Consider the following 19304-nt stretch of genomic DNA (forward strand, 5'->3'; position numbering starts at 1 on the left):
GAGCTCGCCAGGGCACTCGGTGTAGCCGACGTCTCGGTGGCCGTAGATCGTCGGCAGCGTGACCTCGGTGCCTTGCGGGTACTTCGCGGTGCCGCCACCGCCGGAAACGAGGGTGACGGTTCCCGCGGGGTCGCGGTAGCCGCGCGACAGCTTCCACGCCGCGAACCTCGAAACGGCCTCCAACTGCTCGGCACTCGGCGCCACGTCGGTGTAGGTGCCGAGCATCGAGATGCCGGTGGTGTACTTGTTGAAGCCACCCGCGTGCGCGCCCCACACGGGAAGGTCAAGGCCACCGTAGCGACCCTCGAAGAGCTGCCCGTACTTGTCGACCAGCACGTTGTAGCCGATGTCGCACCACTGCAGGGATTGCGCGTGGTAGGCGTAGATGCCACGCACGATCCTGGCGGAATCGGCCGCGGTGTAGTCGTTTTCCCCTGCCGTGTGGTGGATTGTCACGGCCTTCACCGTCGGGCTGTACTCGACCCCGATGCCCTGCTCGGCGAAGCACTGCGTGCGGATCGACTCGTCCGCGCCCCAGCTCGCGCGGCTGATCACCGTCGGCTGCTCGGTGGTAATACCGGCTCTCGGGGCGATGGCGTCGCTGCTGCTGGTCCCTGGGTCGATCAGCACGACGGAGAAGGACTGGGCATTCACAGGTGAGTCGCCGCGTTCCGCGCGCACCCTGAGCGCGGTCGAGTCGCCGACCCATGCCGGCTCGCTCGCCTTACGGCTGCCCGGCTTGCCCGTGTCGAGCCCGTCCACCGTCTCCAGTTCCACCCACTCGCCCCATTCGCCTTCGGAGTCTTGGGCCTGCACCTCGAGCACGTCGGGAGCGTTTCCGGTCCAGCGCACCGCCGCCATGGCGAACGTGCGGTCGGGTTCCAGCTCTCTCACCTTTCCCGACTCTGCGACGCCACGTGCGGCCGCGAGCGGAACGGTGTCGATGACGGGTTTCACCGCGGCCGGAGTCCCGGGTGGAGGTTCCGCGCTTGACACGACGGGCACCAGGCCCAGCGGAAGCGCGATTACCGCGGCGGTGATGAATCTTGGTCGCACTCGACCCCCAGAGTTCGGTGGCGAATCTCAACAAATTGGTGCCGCGGTTCGCGCGGCCGCCGAATCGTAACCGACCGATTTCGTAAGTTTTCGGGGGCCAATGTTGGCAAATAACGAACTTGGCTCTGAATCGGAATGTTGCCGCGGGGAGAACAATTCGGCGATGTGATCAGAGCGCGAGATGCAGCCGCAATGCGTCGTCGAGCGCCCGAAGCGAGGCGGAGCCGAGCCTGCCGATCCGGCGGTTGCCGAGTCGCTCGACAGCGATCGAGCGCACCTGCTCGGCCTGCGCCTTCGAGGCATGGCGCAACCCGGATTCGCCCGCCTGGAGCAGCACCTGAAACGGGTAGACGCGGGCCACGTTCGACGTCACGGGCACCACGGTGACGACACCCCGGCCGAGTCGGCTGGCGGTGCCGTTGGCTCCGTCGTTGCCGACGATCACTACCGGGCGTTGCTTGCTGGTTTCGCTGCCGCGCGTGGGGTCGAGGTCGGCGAGGTAGATGTCGCCCCTGCGCATCTACGGTCGCAACCCGTCGGCCGCCGTGGCGTCCCAGTCTGCCGCTTCGGTTTCGTCCCAGTCGCGCCATGCCTGCGCGTAGGCATCACCGAGTTGTGCCGCCTTGAGCAGTTCGACGGCGCGGTGTAGCACCGCCGAACGTGAGCCGATCTCGTGTTCGCGGGCGTAGTGGTCGAGGAACTCGATGTCGTCGGGCGGCAGGCTGACGCTGACCTTCATACCCACCATGCTACCGAGGGTAGGAAGGGGGTGGTAAGGCACTCGAGTGCAGAACTCGCGGGCGGGGACGCAGAACTCGCTGGCAACAGCGGGGGACTCGCGGGCAGGAGCGGGGGACTCGCGGGTGGCGGTTACCAGCCCGTGGTGGAGGTGTGGGTCGGGGTGAACTCCACCGGCAATGCGATGAGGCCCCGCATCCACACCGACTGGCGCCACTCCAGCTGCTCGCCCGGCACACTGAGATGCACGTCGGGAAGCCGGTCGAGAACCACCTCGATGCCACCCTCCACGATGGTCGCCGCGATCTCCTGCGCGGGGTAGGGGCAGCCGTGTTCGCCGTGGCTGAACGACATGTACGCCTGGTTTCCGACGGCGTTGTCGTAGGACTCCGGGCGCACGTGCGGGTCGGTGTTGGCCGCGGCCAGGCCCAACACAAGCAGGTCGCCGGTCTGGATGTGGTGCCCGCCGAGATGGGTGTCCCTGGTGGCGAAGCGGCCGATGAAGTTCTGGGTCGGGGTTTCCTCCCACAGCACCTCGTTGAGCGCCTGCCCCACGCTTCGCCTCCCACCGGAGAGGTTGACCGCGAACCGGTCGTCGGTGAGCATCAGCCGCAGGGCGTTGCCCATCCAGTCGGCGGTGGTCAGCTGACCCGCGCCCATCGTGAGGAACAGGTCGGTGGCGATCTCGTCGTCCGAAAGCGCCATCGGGTGCTCCAGGATTCGCGAAGGCAGGTCACCGCCGGGTCGCTCGCGCTTCTCCCGGACGAGGGCGCGCATGCGTTCCACGATCCGCTGGTGGGCGCGAACCGCCTCGTCACCCTCGTCGGCGGAGGCGGCCACGTCGCGCACCAGCACGGGGGCCTCGGCGTCGGGCAGCCCGAACAGCTTGGCCAGCACCAACAGCGGAAGTTGATGGGTGTACTCGCTGACCAGGTCGGCCTCGCCCTTGCCCGCGAACCGGTCGATCAGCTGGTCGGCGAGCCGCTGCACGTGGGAGCGCAGCTCTACCTGGTCCACCTCCGCCAGCGCTCCGTGCAGCGCCGGTGCCAGCCGCTGGTGTTCCTCGGCGTCGGTCAGGATCGAGGAGGGCTGGTACTCCACGTACGGCCGCAGCGACCAGTCCGGCGAGACGTGTTTCCAGCCGTGCCAGCCCCGTGACGTGCGGGCGAACAGGTGTGGGTTGCTGGTCACGTAGTAGACCTCGCGGTAGCCGAGCACCAGCCAACCGGGCACATCGCCTTCGAGCAGCACGGGGGCCACCGGCCCGTACTTCTCGCGCATCTGCCGGTACAGCTCCGCAGGATTGTTCTGGAAGCGCGGACCGTACAAAGTAGCGACTTCCTGGTGCGTACTTGTCATCGCGGGCTCCCGGGCCGGTGGTGGCTGAGACGGATCTTGAAGGCGCTGATCCTAACCCCAGCCATTTCGGATGCGACGAGGGTCACGTTTCCGCGCCGGGAAGGTCGTCCGACGCGGTGGGGAGGGCTTTTCTGCCGCGCACGGTGGCTTCGATGCTCGCATAGAGGAAGCGAGCGATCACGGCGCGTTCGGCGTCGTCGAAATGTGCCCACGCCGCGGCGTACTGCTCCCCGAGTGGAGCGAAGAAATCGCGACCGGAGCGCTGCACCTGCGCTCGCAGGTGCAGCTCCACCCGCCTGCGGTCGGTCGGGCTGCGGTCGCGCCGGACATAGCCTCCCGCTTCGAGCCGGTCCAGCAGCGCCGTGGTCGCCGAGGGGCTCAGGTGCAGCAACTCGGAGAGTTCGCCCGGGCTGAGTGGCTTGCCGGCCCCCGCCGAGTCCATGATCACCGCGAGGGCACTGAAGTCCGTCCGGTGCATCCCCAGCGTTTCCCTGAGCACGTCGGAGAACCGGTCGGTCTCCACGGTGAGCCTGCGTAACTGCCGGATCAGCGACCGGTCGCTGTAGTCGTCCTCGTGCTGTTCAATGAGTGTCACGCTCGACTCTCCTTACCCCGGTTTGCCGCCACCCAACACAAAATCTATATTTCGGCAATCGAATAGTTCGACGATCGAAAGAGTATGTACGGTGCGCAGGCTTCGCTGGCTTCTTCCCGCGTTGATCATGATCGGATGGCTCGTCGTCGGTGCTTTCGGCGGCCCCTACGCGGGAAAGCTCAGCGAGATCGCGGAGAACGACGCCTCGGCGTTCCTGCCGGAATCCGCTGAGGCCACGGAAGTGCAGCGGCTGCTGCAACACTTTCCGGGAAGCGAGGCCGCCCCCGCGGTCGTCGTCGCCGAGCGGCAGTCCGGCATCACGGCGGCCGACCGCGGCTACCTGCGCCAGGTGCGGGACACGGTATCCGGAATCGAAGGTGTCAAGCCGCCGGTCTCGCCCGTCATCCCCGCCGCGGACAACAAGGCGTTGCAGTTCGTCGTGCCGGTGAGCGGGGACCCCACCGCGACCGTCGACACGCTGCGGCAACGGCTGGACGAGCAGCGCCCGCAGGGGCTCTCGGTGTTCGTCACCGGCCCCGCCGGGCAGATCGCCGACCTTTCCGAGGCATTCAGCGGCATCGACGGTCTGCTGTTGGTGGTGGCGGGCTCGGTGGTCGCGGCGATTCTCATCGTGGTCTATCGCAGCCCGCTGCTGCCGATCGTCGTCCTGCTTTCCGCGCTTTTCGCGCTCGGGCTGGCGAGTCTGGTCGTCTACCTGTTCGCGGACGGCGGAGTGCTTGCGGTCAACGGGCAGAGTCAGGGCATCCTGTTCATCCTCGTGTTCGGTGCGGCCACCGACTACGCCCTACTGCTGGTGTCGCGATATCGGGAGGAACTGCGTGGTACCGCCGATCGGTACTCCGCGGTCCGCAGGGCGTGGCGCGCCACACTCGAACCCATCCTCGCCTCCGCGGGCACCGTGATTCTCGGGCTGCTCTGCCTGCTGTTCAGCGACCTGGCGTCCAACCAGGACCTCGGACCCGTCGCGGCCATCGGCATCGCAGCCGCCCTGCTGGCCTCGTTGACGTTCCTACCCGCCGCACTGGTGCTGTTCGGTCGCGCCGCCTTCTGGCCGTTCCGTCCCCGGTTCGGCTCGAAGCCCCCGGAGTCGGGCGGCATCTGGGGCAGGGTGGCCGCAAGGGTGGACAAGGGACCCAGGGTCGTTTGGGTGGTCACCTCGCTGGTGCTGGTGGCGGGTGCGGCGTTCCTGCCACAACTCAGGGCCGAGGGAACGGCCCAGTCCGAACTGTTCCTCACTCCGGTGGAGTCGGTCGCCGGCCAGGAGGTTCTCGGCCGGCACTTCCCCGCGGGTGCGGGCTCACCCGCGATCGTGATCGCCGACGCGGACGCGACGCCGGCCGTGCTCTCGGCTACCAGGAGCGTGGAGGGGGTGTCCAGTGCCGAGGCCGCGGGGACGGCGGGCGGGTTGGTTCGCGTCGACGCCGTGCTCGACGCTCCGGCCGACTCCGACGCCGCCGTCGCGACAGTGCAGCGACTTCGCGATTCCGTGCACGGCGTGCGCGGGGCAGATGCGCTGGTCGGCGGTCAGACCGCGGTGCAACTTGACACCAGGGAGACGTCCAAGCGCGACCGGATCGTCATTATCCCGATCGTGCTCGCGGTGGTGCTCGCCGTGCTGGCGCTGCTGCTGCGCGCGCTGATCGCTCCGCTGCTGCTGGTGGCCACGGTAGTGCTGTCCTTCGCGGCCACCATGGGCATTTCCGCGCTCGTGTTCAACCACATCTTTGATTTCCCGGGAGCGGATCCGGCCGTTCCGCTGTTCGCGTTCGTGTTCCTCGTGGCGCTCGGGATTGACTACAACATCTTCCTGATGACGCGGGTGCGCGAGGAAACTCTCGCTTCGGGCACGAGGGAGGGCACGTTGCGCGGGCTCACCGTGACAGGAGGTGTGATCACGTCGGCAGGTGTGGTGCTGGCGGCGACGTTCTCCGCGTTGGCGGTGCTGCCCATCCTGTTCCTGGCGCAGATGGCGTTCATCGTGGCCTTCGGCGTGCTGCTGGACACCTTCGTCGTCCGGTCTCTGCTGGTCCCCGCGTTGACCATCGACATAGGCCCGAAAGTGTGGTGGCCCTCGCGGCTGGCCAGGGAGGGTTTTCCCAAGTCGGATTCGGGAATGCCTACCCGTGCATGAGCACGGAGGTGACATCGGTATGGCTACCTGTGAGGTCTGCGGAAACGACTACGAGATGTCGTTCGACGTTTTGACCACCGGCGGCGGGCGGCACACGTTCGATTCCTTCGAGTGTGCCATCCACAAGCTCGCGCCGATTTGCGAGCACTGCGGCGCCAGGGTGATCGGCCACGGCGTGCAGGTCGATGGCCGGTTCTACTGCAGTGCGCACTGCGCCCGGCAGATGAGCGCGCTCGGTGCGCAGGCTCGCGATGCCGTGACCACGGCCTGAGCGGTTCGCCCCACGGTTTCGTCACGACTCACCTACCCCGGCCGCGTTCGTGATTCAATCTCACCGGACGAACGGCGAAGGGGATGGACGTGGCGAGGCTGGGCGAACTGGAGCGCGCGGTCATGGATGTGCTCTGGGCACACGATGAGCCCATGAGCGTGCGCGCGGTTCACGCTGCCCTCTCCGGCCGCGACCTCGCCTACACCACGGTTATGACCGTGCTGACCCGGCTCGCGAACAAGAACGTCGTTCGGCGTGCACGCGAGGGAAGGGCCTGGTTGTACGCCCCTGCGGCCAGCAGGGAGGAGTACGTCGCCGAGTTGATGCTGCAAGCCCTCGAACTCACCGGCGACAGGGGTTCGGCGCTGGTGAGGTTCGCGCAGTCGGTGAGCACCGACGAGGCCGACGCGCTGCGACAGGCGCTCGAGCGGGGCGAGCCGGCGTGATTCTGGTGGGGCACCAGATCGGGGCTGGTCTTGTCGCCACGGCGGTCGCCGTGTGGTTGCTTTACAGCCGCTGGACCCACACCCATCCACGTGCCGCGCTGGTGTTGTGGCAGCTCAGCGGGCTCACCGTCGTCGTTTCGGTGATCGGCGCACTGCTCGGCTTCGGGCTCGCACCGTTTCGGCGTGGCATATTCCCCGCGCTGCTCCAGTTGCCGGTGCGGCTGAACGAACTGGACGCGTGGCATCTCGCCGCCGTCGCGGCGGGCCTCGTCGTCGCGGGCTGGCTGGTGGTGAATCAGCTGCTCTCCGTGCTCAGTACCGCGCGGGCGCGGGCAAGGCACCGGTTGCTGCTGCAACTGGTGGCCAGGCAGGGTGAGGACGCGCTTGTGGTCGACCATCCCGTTGCCGTGGCGTACTGCCTACCGGGTCGGCGGCCTCGCATCGTGGTCAGTGCGGGCGCGCGGCGGTTGCTCAGCGAGGCCGAGTTGGATGCCGTTCTCGCGCACGAGCGTGCGCACGCGCGCGAACGGCACGATCTGGTGGTGGCGCCGTTTCAGGCGTTGCGCGGGCTGTTGCCAGGTAGCAGGGTGCTCACGCGGGTGTGCGCGGCGATCGAACTGCTCGTTGAGATGTGTGCCGACGACCGCGCCGTACGCCAGCACGGCAAGGAGCCGCTGGCCAGCGCACTCGAACGGTTTCGAGCCAACGGTCTGGCCCATACCCCTGCCGGCACGTTGGCGGTGGCGGACACACCCGTGGAGGCCAGGATTCGCAGGCTGCGGCAGCCGGAGCGGCTGCGCGTGCCGCCCACCTTGCCGCTGGCCTGCCTGCTGCTGCTCACGGCGTTGGCCACCTCCGCGAGCCTGTTCGCGGTACCGTACTGATCGATTACTACGAGATGTAGTACCTTGCTGCCATGGAAATCGTCTACGACCTTCTCGTGGTGACTCACCTGCTGGGCATGGCGGGCATCATCAGCGGCGTGGTGGCGCGCGCCATCACAACCGCGGGGCCCGCCGGTGCCATCACCCTCTACAGTGCTGGGGCCCAGGTGATCACCGGCCTCGCCCTGGTCGGGATCGCGTCAGCGGGCCTGGTCGCCGCAGACGTGAACAACACCAAGGTCGCGGTCAAGCTCGGTATCGCGGTGCTCGTGCTCGTGCTGGCTCACGTGTTGTGGCGCAGGCCGCAGTCCTCCGGTAAGGGCCTCTTCGCGACACTGGCCGGGCTCACTGTGGCAAACGTCGTCATCGCTGTGTTCTGGTGACCCGGTTCGGCGCCGTCCTGCGTAGCCACAGCAGCCCCACCACCGGCAACACCAACGGGATGAACAGGTAGCCCCTGCCGTAGTCGGACCACACGGTCTCGTCGGGGAACGCGGCCGGGTCCAGCAGGCTCAGCGTGCCGACGGCCAACACCCCGGCGAGTTCTATCGAGCACGCTGTCAGCGCGACGCGCCACCAGGTGGTGCTCGCCTTCGCCAGTGCCACGGTCGCCACCACGTACACCACGGCGGCGAAGGCGGAGAGCGCGTACGGCAGGGGCGCTTCGTCGAAGCGGGTGGCGAGCTGCACGGCGGCGCGTGAGGTGGCGGCCACGGCGAAGATCGCGTAGATCGCCACGAGAACCCGTCCGGGGCCGGTGGCTGTCGCGGGTTCAGACATTGGCGCCCTCCCACACCTGATACATGCGCAGCACCAGCACCGGGACGGTCAGGCAGGCGACACCGAGAACCGCCGTGCTCGACCGAGTGCGCTCGGCGAGCGCCCAGACCGTGCCGATCGGGAGCACCAGAAGTGAGCCAACCAGGTAGGCCAGGAACGTCACCATGCTCCCCGGCCGCTCACCGCTGATCATGAGCACGATCGCGAGCACAACCTGCACCGCCAGTAGCGCCTCCACCGCGGCCAGCCCGAGCAGCAATGGCCGAGCGGGCGGCCGGTTTCTCGCCACCAGGACGAAACTCCATACCGCGACGGCAAGCGAGCACACCGCGACCGCCGTTGCGTACCCTGTGACCACGGTCCTCCCCTCAGCTACTACTAGCCGTAGCATAGAGGTTCCCTTACCCGGCTTCGCCAGTAGCCGGTGTGGTCGACGGACGCGGCCTTAGTGGCTGTCCCACTTCACCTTCCGTGGCCCCTTGCGCGGGTATCCGGTGCCCGCCTTCGTGGCATGGCGCCGCGGCAGTCGCTCGGGTAGCGTCCGTGGCAGAAGCCAGTAGCGGCCGAGGCTGCTCGATGCGCCGGTGCTCATCACTCATCCCACGATTCCTTGCCCAGCACACCGAGAAAGCCGAGGTCTTCATGTCCGCTTCCGACACCCAGACAAAGCCGAGGCGCCCCAAATCCATCACCTCCGGACCCAAGTCGTTGCCGGAGCACCTGACGGTCAAGGTGTTCGTGCTCGTGCCGTTGCTGGCGCTGACGGTGGCCGTACCCTTCGCGTGGGGCTGGGGACTGAGCTGGCTGGACATCGGGCTTGCCGCGTTCTTCTTCGTGCTCAGCGGCCTCGGCGTGACCGTCGGCTACCACCGGCTGTTCACCCATGGCTCGTTCAAGGCCAAGAAGCCGTTGCGTATCGCGCTCGCCATCGCGGGCAGTTTCGCCGCGCAGGGACAGGTGACGGCCTGGGTCGCCGACCACCGCAGGCACCATGCGTTCTCCGATCGCGCGGGCGATCCGCATTCGCCGTGGCTGTTCGGTACCAGTCCCTCGGCGCTGGCCAAGGGGTTCTGGCACTCCCACATGGGCTGGCTGTTCGAGCGTGAGGTCACCAACGCGGAGCGGTTCGCGCCCGACCTGCTCGCCGAGCGTTCGATCCGGACGGTTGACCGGCTGTTCCCGCTGTGGGTGGTGCTCAGTCTGGTGTTGCCCGGACTGATCGGCGGGTTGCTCACCTGGTCGTTGTGGGGCGGTGTGACGGCGTTCTTCTGGGCCGGGTTGGTCAGGGTGGGGCTGCTGCATCACGTGACCTGGTCGGTGAACTCGATCTGTCACATGATCGGGGAGCGGCCCTTCGCCAGCAGGGACAAGGCCGCGAACTTCTGGCCGCTGGCGATCCTCTCCTTCGGTGAGGCCTGGCACAACCTGCACCATGCCGACCCCACCTGCGCGCGGCACGGCGTGCTGCGCGGCCAGATCGACATCTCCGCCCGGCTGATCTGGATCTTCGAAAAGCTGGGCTGGGTACGGGACGTGCGCTGGCCGACCTCCGGGCGGCTCGACCGGCTCGCCGCGACAGCCTAGCTTCCCCTCCTCATGCGGCCGGTCGCCGCTGTTCCACCACTCCACGGCCCGCCATCCGAGGCGACTGATCCACCCAGCAGGTCACGGCCGCGCCACGATGTCGTCGTGTTGCAGGAGTCCGTACTCCTGCCGCGCCACTCTCGGCTACGGTCATGCGGGTGCCTGAACTGGGTGGAGGAACGCGATGACGAGCGCCGTGACCGGTCGCGGTCCGGGCGTGCCCGCCGTACAACAAGTGCCTCCGGGACCTGCGACACCGTCCTCGGATCCGCCGGACGATCCGAAGGGGCCGAGGTCCGGGTTCGCGTGGCTGCTCGAGCTGCCTGCCAGGGCGGTTCGCAACCTCACCGCGTCCGCCGCGACCACACCGGGCAGGTTGACCTTGATCGGCGCGGGCCTCATCGTGCTCTCGCTGGTCACCGGCCTGGTGGGCACGCTGTCGGTGCAGGACAGGGCCAACACGATCGACGGCCTTGTCGAGCACCGCGAACCGCTCGCGGCCGCCGCGCAGCAGGTCTACCGGTCACTGTCGGACGCCGACGCCACGGCGGCGAGTTCGCTGCTCTCCACCGGAGGTGAGGCGCCCGCGCTGCGGGACCGCTACGAGTTCGACATCGCCAAGGCGGGTGCCGCACTGGCCAAGGCCGCTTCCGACTCCGCGAGCGTGCCCGCGGCCGCCGAGCAGGTCAACATCCTCAACCAGCTGTTGCCGGTCTACACCGGCCTTGTCGAGACCGCACGGGCCAACAACCTGCAGGGCTTCCCCGCCGGAGCCGCCTACCTGCGCGAGGCGTCCGAACTCATGCGCGCGAAGATCCTGCCCGCCGCGCACCGGCTCTACGAGACCGACACCGAGCGGCTGCTCGCGGAGCAGGACGACGCCACCAGCTTCCCGTGGCTGACCACGGTGCTGGTGCTGGGTCTGGTCGCGGCGCTTGTGGTGACGCAGGTCTATCTCAGGCGCAAGACGAACCGGGTGTTCAACATCGGTCTTCTCGCGGGCACGGTCGCCGTCGGCGTGGTCGTGCTGTGGACCGCGACCGCGCTGATCGTGCAGAGCGTGCAGGTCAGCGGTGGTAGAGAAGACGGAACCGAACACGTCGACCTGCTCGTGCGGGCACGCATCGCGGCACTGCAGGCCCGCGCCGACGAGACGCTCACCCTGGTGGCCAGGGGCGGCGGCGAGCAGTACGAGAAGGAGTTCACCGTCCAGTTCCAGCGCCTCGCCGGCCAGGACGGCCAGGGTGGTCTGCTCGACCAGGCACGGCAGAGCGCGGCGGGGCAGTCGTCGGCGCAGCACCTCGAGTCGGCCACCGAGGCCGCGAGCGCGTGGCTGGCCGCCCACGAGAAGGTGCGTGCGTTGGATTCCTCGGGCAGCCACCTGGAAGCCGTCGCTATGGCCATCGGCGGGCAGTCCGGACAGGACGCCGACGGCAGTGCCGCGGCCGCGTTCAACCGCCTTGACAAGGAACTCGCCGCGGCGATCAGCGCGGGGCGGCAGAACTTCCTCGACGACACCACCAACGGGTCGAGAGCGCTCACCTTGCTGGCTCCCGGGTTCGCGGTACTCACCGTGATCGCCGCGCTCGGCTCGACGCTCGGAATCCGCGAACGCCTGCGGGAGTATCGCTGATGAGAACCGCGAGACCGCTGCTGTCGCTGCTGTCACTACTGGCCGTACTGCTCGCGGGTTGCGCCTCACCGGGCGCCCCGGTGGACCCGGCACCCATCGGCACACCGCAGCGTCCGATGCCACCCAACGCCGTGATCGGGGCCGACGTCGAGGGCGGTGGCTCCGGCGACAGTGATTGCGACCCCGCGGCCAGCCTCAGTCCCAACGGCGCGATCTCGGCCGGTTCCACGATGGCCGAGATCAAGCAGCGCGGTTACCTCAAGGCGGGCGTGGACCAGAACACCTTCCTGTTCGGGTTCCGCGATCCCACCACGGGACGGCTGGAAGGCTTCGACATCGACATCGCCAAGGAGATCGCCCGCGCCATTTTCGGCGATCCGGACGCCATCCAGTTCCGGGCCATCAGTTCGGCGCAGCGGGATGTCGCACTGATGAACGGTGACGTCGACATCGTCGTTCGCACCTACTCGATCACCTGCCAGCGCCTGCAGAAGGTCGGTTTCTCCACGGTGTACTACGTGGCGGGGCAGCGGGTGCTGGTGAAGCAGAACTCACAGGTAGGCGGAATCGGCGACCTCGGAGGTAAGCGGGTGTGCGCCACCAAGGAGTCCACCTCGTTGGAGAACATCGCGAACTCGGAGCCGAAACCGGTCCCGGTCTCGGTCGACGACTGGTCCGACTGTCTGGTGATGCTCCAACAAGGTCAGGTGGACGCCGTCTCGACCGACGACACGATCCTCGCAGGGATGGCTGAGCAGGACCCGACGACCAAGATCGTCGGGGACCGGTTCACCGAAGAACTCTACGGCGTTGGCATTCCCAAGGAGAATGAGGACATGGTGCGCTTCGTCAACGCCGTCCTCGAAGACATCAGGGGCAGCGCCTGGAAGCGCAGCTACGACAACTGGCTGCGCGAGCGGCTCGGCCCGGCTTCCCCGCCCGCACCCAGGTATCGGTGACAGCTTTCGGAGGTAGCAGTGTCGCAAGAGCCAGGAGAATCCCGGCACGAGCGGCGGGAGGAACCCGGCGAGCCGCGGGAAAGCGACAGCGCACCGGAGGCGGAGGCGCTGACCACGTCCATCGGCGCGCCCCAGGACCTTCCGCAGCAGCGGGTGGTGCCGCAGGAGCAGGTTGCGCAGACCACGTGGCAGGCAGCCGACGAGCAGCAGGCACAGCCGACCAGCGTGCTGGCTGCCGCCGCTCCGGTGACCGAGAGCATCACCCCACCCATGCCTGTTCCCGAACCAAGCGTGCCTGCTGAGTTGCCGGACCCTGGCACCGAAAGCGTGCTGCCCCCCAGCACGAGCAGCGGGCTGGGCACCGGAGCCGGAACCGGGCCGGACACCGGTTCCGGTGCCTTCCCAGGAACCTCCCGGCGCACGGCATCTCGATCCCGGCGAGGCAGGCTGGGAGCAGGTCTCGTCGAGGTGCCGCAGGTTCCCTACCGTGACCCGGCTTCGGCGGTGCTGACCAACCCGGCGGTGTCGGAGGAGAAGCGCTTCTGCGGAAACTGTGGCGCGAAGGTGGGCAGGAGTCGAAACGGTGAGCCCGGGAATCCGGAAGGCTACTGCGACGACTGCGGCACCCGGTTCTCGTTCGTACCCAAGCTGCGGCCGGGCGAACTGGTCGGGGGCCAGTACGAGGTGCTCGGTGCGCTCGCCTACGGCGGGCTCGGCTGGATCTACCTCGCCCGTGACCACAATGTGAGCAGCCGGTGGGTGGTCCTCAAAGGACTCATCAACACCGGTGACACCACCGCGATGGCCGCCGCCGTCAACGAGACACGATTCCTCGCCGAGGTCGAGCACCCCAACATCGTCAAGATCTACAACTTCGTCCAGCACCCGGACCCGGACACCGGCAACGCCGTCGGCTACATCGTGATGGAGTACGTGGGTGGGCAGTCGCTGCGGCAGCTCGCACTGGCTCATCACAGGGAAACCGGCAGGGCCGAGCCGCTGCCGATCGGTCAGGTGATCGCGTACGGGCTGGAGATTTTGCCCGCGCTCGGCTACCTGCACAGCCAGAACCTGCTGTACTGCGATCTCAAGCCGGACAACGTCATCCAGACGCACGAACAGCTCAAGCTGATCGACCTCGGCGCGGTGCGGCGCATGGACGACTACTCCAGCCCGCTGTTCTTCACCTCCGGTTACAGCGCCCCCGAACTTCCGACCCGTGGCGCCTCGGTGGCATCGGACCTGTTCACCGTCGGCCGCACGCTTGCGGTTCTCAGTTTCGAGTTCAGTGGCTACACCACGAGGTACAAGACCACGCTGCCGGCTGCCGACGACGTGCCGCTGTTCAAGCTGTTCGGTTCCTACTACCGCTTTCTGCGCAGGGCGACGCACGCCGACCCGGACCGACGCTTCCTTTCCGCCGAGGACATGGCCGACCAGCTCACCGGTGTGCTGCGCGAGATCATGGCGCTCGGCACCGGCAAGCCGAGGCCCGGACCCTCCACCGTGTTCGGACCGGAGACCAACACCTTCGGCGTTGACCTGACCGTTCCGCCGCCAGGCGAGCCCGTGCCACTGCCCGACCCGCACGAGGTGGTCACCGGCCTGCCGATCCCGCAGGTCTACACCGACGATCCGGGCGCGGGCGTGCTCGCGAGCACGTTGTCGGTCGACCCGAAGACCGCGATCGAGGCGCTCGCCAACGCACCGAGGGAATCCATCGAGGTGCGGCTGCGCATCGTGCGCGCCCGCATCGATCTCGGCGAGCTGGCCGAGGCGAACCGGCAGTTGCAGGCCGCGCAGTACCTGGCGATCAAGACCGGTTACCCGCACGACTGGCGCATCGACTGGTACCGGGGGCTGATCGAACTCGCAGGCGGGCGGCCTCGGGTCGCGCATGTGGCGTTCGACGCGGTATACGACGAGCTGCCCGGGGAGATCGCACCGAAGCTGGCGCTGGCCATCAGTGCCGAAGCGGTCGGTGACTACTTCAACGCTTCCCGGATCTACGAGCTGGTCTGGCGCACCGACAGGTCCTACGTCAGCGCCGCATTCGGCCTGGCGAGGGTGTACCTGGCGCAGGGTGCGAGGGCGGGCGCCATCGAGGTGCTGGAGTCCGTGCCCGCGTCCTCCACTCACCATGTGGCCGCACAGGTCGCCGCCATCAAGATCAAGACTCAGGTCAGTGGAAGCAGTGATCAGGCGATGGTCGAACGCGACCTGCTGGACGCCGCGGGGAGGCTGGAGCGGCTTGCGCTGGACGCCGAGCGCAGGACGCGGCTCGCGGCCGAGGTGCTCGAGGCGGCCTTCGCATGGTTGCGGTCGGGCCGAGTGGCTCCGAGGCGAGGTTCCAAGATCCTCGGTTGGGAGCTGTCCGAACGCGAGCTGCGGTTCGGGCTCGAACGCTGCTACCGGGCGCTTGCCAGGCTGGCCACCCGCACGGAGCAGCGGATCGAACTCGTCGACAAGGCCAACGCCATTCGACCGCGCACCTTGACCTGACCGGCTGGGCCTGCGGGCTACGCGGCCCGCAACTCGACGATGGTGACGTCCGGTGGCGCGCCGACGCGCACCGGCGGGCCCCAGAACCCCGCGCCACGGGTGACATACAGCTTGGTGTCCTCGACCTGGTAGAACCCTGCGACCGCGCCCTGCTGCAGGTTCACTATCAGTTCGAACGGGGAGAGCTGGCCGCCGTGGGTGTGGCCCGCGAGCATCAGGTCTACGTCGTGTCGCACCGCGTGCCGCACATCCACCGGCTGGTGCGCAACGAGCACGACGGCTCGGGAGGGGTCGCGCCCGGCCACTGCTTCGCCGACATCGCCAGCGTCCTGCCACTGGTAGCCCGTGGCGTCGTTGATGCCCGCGAGGTCGAACACGCCGCCGTTGTGGCTGATCTCGACCCGCTCGTTGCGCAGCGGGCGGATGCCCAGCGAGGGCACGTACTCGACCCACTGCCGGTAGCCCACGTAGTACTCGTGGTTGCCGGTCACATAGAAGGTGCCGTAGCTGCTGCGCAACCGCGCCAGCGGTGCGGCGGCGTCGGCAAGGTCGGCGACGTCACCGTCCACCAGGTCCCCCGCCAGCGCCACCACGTCAGGCCGTTCGGCGTTGACGAGATCGACGACGCGTTCGGTGAACGAGCGGCCGAGGATCGGGCCGAGGTGCAGGTCACTGATCAGCGCGATGCGGCACCCTGCGGCTCGTGGGTCGAGCCTGCGCAGCGTGATGGGAACCCTCGTGACCGTGGGCGGACCCAAAGCGACCGTGGTCCCGTAGCCGACCAGGCCGGCGACCGTGACGCCTGCGACCGCCGCGGCACCTCGTGCGAGCACCACCCGCCTGCTCACCGAGCCTGGACTGGCGTCAGCGGAAGCGGGCCGCTTCCGCGTCCAAGGCAACAACACCAACCTGGGCAACTCCAGCACCAGCAGCGCCAGCAACAGGTAGAAGAAGACCGCCAGCCACAGGTAGCCGGGCCAGGTGAACCATCGCGCGATGTCGGGGTTGAGCCGGGTTCCGAGAGCCAGCGCCGCCACCATCAGCAGCGCAAGCGCCACCAGCACCGCCGTGCCGACCCGGCGGGCGGTGGTGCCCGCACGGGTGGTGTCGATGACCAGGCGTTTCCAGAGGTAGAGGTGGACGAGGGCCAGCAGGCCGATCGCCACGAAGAAGAACATCAGGGATTGATGTCCCAGTCTCTGTGTCCGCTCTTCTGGCGCGCCTCACGGAACTTGTGCAGCGCGTCGGAGTCGCCGTGCGCGGTGAAGTGCCCGACCCCCACGGTGACGAACAGAGCTCTGGCCTGGACCGCGATGGGGCCGTCCTCGGCGTTGAGATGCCCGTTGGCGCTCACGTAGATCTTTCGGCCTGCCACACCGTCGAGCTTTGCCACGATGTGCAGGACCGAACCGACCGGGACCGGACGCCGGAAGTCGGTTTCCAGCTTGCCGGTCACCGCGGGCTTACGGAGCAGGTTGCCGACGGCGGTGCCGAGCGCCTCGTCGAACGCGCATGCGAGCAGGCCGCCGTGGGCGAGCCCTGGTGCGCCCTGATGCTGTTCCAGCACCGTGAACTGCGAGGTCACGACCGTGCCCTCAGCAACGGTCGACTGGATGTGCAGGCCGGAGTCAACCTCGTCGCCGCAACCGAAGCAGTGGGCGTAGTGCACTCCCAGTTTGCTGCCCGGTGCCGGCGCGTCCGGGTGCGGTACGGCCGGTTCCGTATCGACCGGCGGCCAGCTCTGTGCGGGTTTGCTCACCCGTCCACGGTATCCGGTAGTCAGCGATTACCGGGTGGCGGTCTCGCTCACAGGCCGTTGAGCTGACCGCCACCCGGAAACGTCACTGACTGAGGGCCGACTTGGCCGTCCACTCCTCCCATGAGTAGGCCCAGTCGTGATAGTCGCCGTCCTTCGGCCCGAGGCGTTGCGTGCTGCCCTCGATCTCGACGGGATCACCCATCAGCGCGCTGTCGAAGTACGCCTTCGCGTTGGGGGGTGCGAGGTTGATGCAGCCGTGTGAGACGTTGCGCGCTCCCTGGTCGCCGACCGACCACGGAGCGGAATGCGTGAACTCGCCGTTGTTGGAGATGCGCACCGCCCACTGGACCTCGAAGTCCTCGTAGCCGTAACCGGGATTGTTCATGAAGTACGTCGAGTGCTTGCTCATCACCACATGCGTACCGCTGCGGGTGACTCGGCCCGGGTCGGAGTCGAGTCCGAAGCTCGCCGGGTAGTCGGCGACCTGCACGCCGTCCCTGATGACGATCAGGCGGTGCGTCTGGGTGTTCGCCTTCACGATCTGCGAGCGCCCGATGTCGAAGCTCACGGTCAGGTCGTTGGCCCCGTAGACCCCGTTGCCCATGTGCACGCCGTACAGGTCGGCCTTGACGCTTACCTTGGTGCCCGGCTGCCAGTACTCCTTCGGCCGCCAGTGCACCGAGGTGTCCTGCTCGAGCCATGCCCAGGAACCCTCGGTCTGCGGTGTCGTCCGCACCTCCAGGGCCTTCTCCACCGCCGCTTTGTCCTGGACCGGCGCGTCGAAGCTGATGGCGATCGGCATGGCGATGCCGTACGTGCGGTCGTCACCCACGTTGAGCTTTGCCGAGTTCGTGGCCGCGGGGGTGACGGTGCTGAAGGAGCCCTTGATGGGCACCTGCCTGCCGTCACTGCCCACCGCGTTGCCGGACCAGGTGTACTGCTTGCCATAGCCGAGAGGTTCGGTGACCGTCCAGGTTCGCTCGTCGCCGGACAGCTCACCCTCGACCTTCTCGCCCGCCGGATTCTTCAGCGCTACCGACTTGATCGTGCCGTCGGTCACCGACAGCTCGACGCGGTCCCTCGGTTTCACCTTCGAGGCGCCGTTGGCCGGTTGCGCTACCACCTTCGCCACCGGTGCCGGTGGGTTTGGCTGCTCCAGTGCCTGCCCGCCTACTCGGTCGTCCCCGGTACACGCGCTGAGCCCGAGCGCGGCAGCCAGCGCCAGCGCGATCCCCGCGATACCCCGTCTTCTCGGTGTTCCCACCCGATATGTCACTGAGTGCCCCTCTGTTGCCCCTACAACTCACTGACGCCATGGGCGGGCGCTTCGTTTGCCGCCGCGGAAAGTGACAATGGACACATTCTAGGCCCGAGGCGTCATTGAGTGTCGGCGACCTGTCCCGACGACACCGGGATCGCCGGAAGTGGGCGTCGCGCAACCGTTCGGCGCGGAATCCGCCCGGTCGGACCAACCCGTGGACGGAGGGGTTCGCAAAACGCCGGTTGCCGGTAGGCTTCTGGTTGGCCGTCGTTTTGCGTGTTCGTGGCTTCACACTCGCGGAACTTCTGACGCGAGCCTTGAGCCAAGCGCGCTCGTTGCTCGTCTCGTTGGAACCGCCCGGGACGGCCGGGACGGCACTTCGGTGGCGTCCAAGCGGAACAGCAACGAGGAGTAAAGCGGTGGCGCAAGGCACTGTGAAGTGGTTCAACGCCGAAAAGGGCTTCGGATTCATCGCCCAGGACGGTGGCGAGGGCGACGTGTTCGTTCACTACTCGGAGATCGAGGGTCGCGGTTTCCGCACTCTCGAGGAGAACCAGCGAGTAGAGTTCGAGGTCGGCCAGGGCCAGAAGGGCCCGCAGGCCCAGAAGGTCCGCGCGCTCTGACGCGGAACGCCTACTGACAACACCGAGCCCCCCGTCGCGGTCAGCGACGGGGGGCTCGGTCGTTGGGTCGGGCTACCGGCGGCCGACCGCGGGCAGCTTTCGGTTTTCGGCGGGTTTCAGCCGCCAGGCATTTGCGACGGAGGCTGTGTCGACGGAGGCTGTGTCGACGGAGGCTACGGAGGCAGCGTCAACGGAGGCTGCCGCGGACTGGCCGGTCCCACTGCGTGCGATCCACGACGAACTCGTCGGTGATCGGCTCCTCGGGGTCGTGAGCGTTCTGCTGAAGCCGGTCGGCGGAGCCCTGCGATTCCCACGAAAGCCGCTCGAGCACCCATTCCAGTGCCAGCGCCTGCGGAGAGGTGCCTCGCTCGGTGGCGAGGTCCTTCAGTTGCTGTCCCGCGATGTGGTTCATCCGTAGCTGGTAGACCTGGGCCTCCCCGAACCGCCGTCCGGACCCGGTGCTCTCCGGAGCCGACTCCGGCGCCAGCGCCGCGAGATAGCTCGACAGTTCGTGGTCGTCGGCGGGCGGCTCCGCGCTGGTCTTCGCAGGCTCGCGGCGACGTCGGTCGTTCGCGCTCTTGCTGGTGGTGCGGCTGCTCTGCCGTCCGAATGAGGGAAGTGGCACGGCCCCACGATAACGGTTATGTCTCGACGTTCCTACTCCTGTGGGCCCACCCACACGAGCCGTCACCGAAAAGCCAG

General features: G+C 67.8%; 20 protein-coding genes and 1 pseudogene. 10 read left to right on the plus strand and 11 right to left on the minus strand.

Annotated elements, in window-relative coordinates; all coding sequences use genetic code 11:
• Positions 1–15: 15 nt before the first annotated feature.
• The 5 genes and pseudogenes from FHU38_RS28230 to FHU38_RS01035 form a co-directional block, all read right to left on the minus strand.
• Positions 16–861, minus strand: a pseudogene (locus FHU38_RS28230) (peptidoglycan recognition protein family protein); the annotation flags it as partial.
• A gap of 364 nt (positions 862–1225) precedes the next feature.
• A complete protein-coding gene (locus FHU38_RS01020) occupies positions 1226–1576 on the minus strand; it encodes a type II toxin-antitoxin system PemK/MazF family toxin (RefSeq protein WP_167165623.1) in 351 nt (116 codons plus the stop codon).
• Positions 1577–1804, minus strand: a complete 228-nt coding sequence (locus FHU38_RS01025) for a ribbon-helix-helix domain-containing protein (RefSeq protein WP_009156761.1) — start codon at positions 1802–1804, stop codon at positions 1577–1579.
• 122 nt (positions 1805–1926) lie between these two features.
• Entirely contained in the window at positions 1927–3153 is a 1227-nt protein-coding gene (locus FHU38_RS01030) for a cytochrome P450 (RefSeq protein WP_009156760.1), read from the minus strand.
• Positions 3154–3235: 82 nt separating this feature from the next.
• The gene (locus FHU38_RS01035) at positions 3236–3748 is read right to left on the minus strand and encodes a MarR family winged helix-turn-helix transcriptional regulator (RefSeq protein WP_167165625.1); all 513 of its coding nucleotides are present in this window, start codon (positions 3746–3748) and stop codon (positions 3236–3238) included.
• A 91-nt stretch (positions 3749–3839) separates the two neighbouring features.
• Here FHU38_RS01035 and FHU38_RS01040 point away from each other — a divergent pair, with 91 nt between their 5' ends.
• From FHU38_RS01040 to FHU38_RS01060, 5 genes are all read left to right on the plus strand, one after another.
• Positions 3840–5900, plus strand: a complete 2061-nt coding sequence (locus FHU38_RS01040; RefSeq protein ID WP_167165639.1) for an MMPL family transporter — start codon at positions 3840–3842, stop codon at positions 5898–5900.
• Between the two features lie 19 nt (positions 5901–5919).
• Positions 5920–6171, plus strand: coding sequence for a Prokaryotic metallothionein (locus FHU38_RS01045; RefSeq protein ID WP_167165641.1), 252 nt, complete (start codon positions 5920–5922; stop codon positions 6169–6171).
• An 83-nt stretch (positions 6172–6254) separates the two neighbouring features.
• Entirely contained in the window at positions 6255–6617 is a 363-nt protein-coding gene (locus FHU38_RS01050) for a BlaI/MecI/CopY family transcriptional regulator (protein WP_167165643.1), read from the plus strand.
• Positions 6614–7501, plus strand: a complete 888-nt coding sequence (locus FHU38_RS01055; protein WP_167165645.1) for a M56 family metallopeptidase — start codon at positions 6614–6616, stop codon at positions 7499–7501. The genes FHU38_RS01050 and FHU38_RS01055 overlap by 4 nt, the downstream gene beginning before the upstream one ends.
• Positions 7502–7533: 32 nt before the next feature.
• Positions 7534–7884 carry a hypothetical protein gene (locus FHU38_RS01060; protein ID WP_167165647.1) on the plus strand — a complete coding sequence of 117 codons (351 nt, stop codon included), beginning with the start codon at positions 7534–7536 and terminating at the stop codon, positions 7882–7884.
• Here FHU38_RS01060 and FHU38_RS01065 read toward each other — a convergent pair.
• Both FHU38_RS01065 and FHU38_RS01070 read right to left on the minus strand, forming a co-directional pair.
• Positions 7865–8281: a hypothetical protein gene (locus FHU38_RS01065; RefSeq protein WP_167165649.1), complete on the minus strand. Its 417-nt coding sequence runs from the start codon at positions 8279–8281 to the stop codon at positions 7865–7867. The two genes, FHU38_RS01060 and FHU38_RS01065, sit on opposite strands and share 20 nt — an antisense overlap.
• On the minus strand, positions 8274–8639 hold the full coding sequence (locus tag FHU38_RS01070; RefSeq protein WP_167165651.1) for a hypothetical protein: 366 nt from the start codon (positions 8637–8639) through the stop codon (positions 8274–8276). Before FHU38_RS01070 ends, FHU38_RS01065 begins: the two co-directional genes overlap by 8 nt.
• 284 nt (positions 8640–8923) lie before the next feature.
• On the opposite strand from FHU38_RS01070, the gene FHU38_RS01075 reads away from it, so the two are divergent.
• The 4 genes from FHU38_RS01075 to FHU38_RS01090 all read left to right on the plus strand — a co-directional run bounded on the left by FHU38_RS01075 (position 8924) and on the right by FHU38_RS01090 (position 14959).
• Positions 8924–9865 (plus strand): acyl-CoA desaturase, encoded by a 942-nt coding sequence (locus tag FHU38_RS01075; protein WP_167165653.1) that lies wholly within the window; start codon positions 8924–8926, stop codon positions 9863–9865.
• A 184-nt stretch (positions 9866–10049) separates the two neighbouring features.
• Positions 10050–11498, plus strand: a complete 1449-nt coding sequence (locus tag FHU38_RS01080) for a hypothetical protein (protein ID WP_208415510.1) — start codon at positions 10050–10052, stop codon at positions 11496–11498.
• Positions 11498–12457, plus strand: a complete 960-nt coding sequence (locus tag FHU38_RS01085) for a glutamate ABC transporter substrate-binding protein (RefSeq protein WP_167165655.1) — start codon at positions 11498–11500, stop codon at positions 12455–12457. The genes FHU38_RS01080 and FHU38_RS01085 overlap by 1 nt, the downstream gene beginning before the upstream one ends.
• 18 nt (positions 12458–12475) lie before the next feature.
• Positions 12476–14959 carry a serine/threonine-protein kinase gene (locus FHU38_RS01090; protein ID WP_167165657.1) on the plus strand — a complete coding sequence of 828 codons (2484 nt, stop codon included), beginning with the start codon at positions 12476–12478 and terminating at the stop codon, positions 14957–14959.
• 17 nt (positions 14960–14976) lie between these two features.
• On the opposite strand, the gene FHU38_RS01095 is transcribed toward FHU38_RS01090, so the two are convergent.
• The 3 genes from FHU38_RS01095 to FHU38_RS01105 all read right to left on the minus strand — a co-directional run bounded on the left by FHU38_RS01095 (position 14977) and on the right by FHU38_RS01105 (position 17994).
• Entirely contained in the window at positions 14977–16137 is a 1161-nt protein-coding gene (locus FHU38_RS01095; RefSeq protein WP_167165659.1) for a metallophosphoesterase, read from the minus strand.
• Positions 16137–16718, minus strand: a complete 582-nt coding sequence (locus FHU38_RS01100) for a PaaI family thioesterase (RefSeq protein ID WP_167165661.1) — start codon at positions 16716–16718, stop codon at positions 16137–16139. The genes FHU38_RS01095 and FHU38_RS01100 overlap by 1 nt, the downstream gene beginning before the upstream one ends.
• A gap of 82 nt (positions 16719–16800) precedes the next feature.
• A complete protein-coding gene (locus tag FHU38_RS01105; RefSeq protein ID WP_167165663.1) occupies positions 16801–17994 on the minus strand; it encodes a L,D-transpeptidase in 1194 nt (397 codons plus the stop codon).
• Positions 17995–18398: 404 nt separating this feature from the next.
• Here FHU38_RS01105 and FHU38_RS01110 point away from each other — a divergent pair, with 404 nt between their 5' ends.
• Positions 18399–18602 (plus strand): cold-shock protein, encoded by a 204-nt coding sequence (locus tag FHU38_RS01110; protein WP_009156738.1) that lies wholly within the window; start codon positions 18399–18401, stop codon positions 18600–18602.
• Between the two features lie 187 nt (positions 18603–18789).
• On the opposite strand, the gene FHU38_RS01115 is transcribed toward FHU38_RS01110, so the two are convergent.
• On the minus strand, positions 18790–19227 hold the full coding sequence (locus FHU38_RS01115; protein WP_167165665.1) for a hypothetical protein: 438 nt from the start codon (positions 19225–19227) through the stop codon (positions 18790–18792).
• Positions 19228–19304 lie beyond the last annotated feature (77 nt).

This window comes from Saccharomonospora amisosensis, assembly GCF_011761185.1.
GTDB classification, from domain to species: domain Bacteria; phylum Actinomycetota; class Actinomycetes; order Mycobacteriales; family Pseudonocardiaceae; genus Saccharomonospora_A; species Saccharomonospora_A amisosensis.

What these genes read in the sequence shown, in the direction of transcription:
- FHU38_RS01020 (WP_167165623.1), bottom strand. Translation starts at nt 1,576, where the DNA reads ATGCGCAGGGGCGACATCTACCTCGCCGACCTCGACCCCACGCGCGGC.
- FHU38_RS01025 (WP_009156761.1), bottom strand. Translation starts at nt 1,804, where the DNA reads ATGGTGGGTATGAAGGTCAGCGTCAGCCTGCCGCCCGACGACATCGAG.
- FHU38_RS01030 (WP_009156760.1), bottom strand. Translation starts at nt 3,153, where the DNA reads ATGACAAGTACGCACCAGGAAGTCGCTACTTTGTACGGTCCGCGCTTC.
- FHU38_RS01045 (WP_167165641.1), top strand. Translation starts at nt 5,920, where the DNA reads ATGGCTACCTGTGAGGTCTGCGGAAACGACTACGAGATGTCGTTCGAC.
- FHU38_RS01050 (WP_167165643.1), top strand. Translation starts at nt 6,255, where the DNA reads ATGGACGTGGCGAGGCTGGGCGAACTGGAGCGCGCGGTCATGGATGTG.
- FHU38_RS01060 (WP_167165647.1), top strand. Translation starts at nt 7,534, where the DNA reads ATGGAAATCGTCTACGACCTTCTCGTGGTGACTCACCTGCTGGGCATG.
- FHU38_RS01065 (WP_167165649.1), bottom strand. Translation starts at nt 8,281, where the DNA reads ATGTCTGAACCCGCGACAGCCACCGGCCCCGGACGGGTTCTCGTGGCG.
- FHU38_RS01075 (WP_167165653.1), top strand. Translation starts at nt 8,924, where the DNA reads ATGTCCGCTTCCGACACCCAGACAAAGCCGAGGCGCCCCAAATCCATC.
- FHU38_RS01080 (WP_208415510.1), top strand. Translation starts at nt 10,050, where the DNA reads ATGACGAGCGCCGTGACCGGTCGCGGTCCGGGCGTGCCCGCCGTACAA.
- FHU38_RS01085 (WP_167165655.1), top strand. Translation starts at nt 11,498, where the DNA reads ATGAGAACCGCGAGACCGCTGCTGTCGCTGCTGTCACTACTGGCCGTA.
- FHU38_RS01095 (WP_167165659.1), bottom strand. Translation starts at nt 16,137, where the DNA reads ATGTTCTTCTTCGTGGCGATCGGCCTGCTGGCCCTCGTCCACCTCTAC.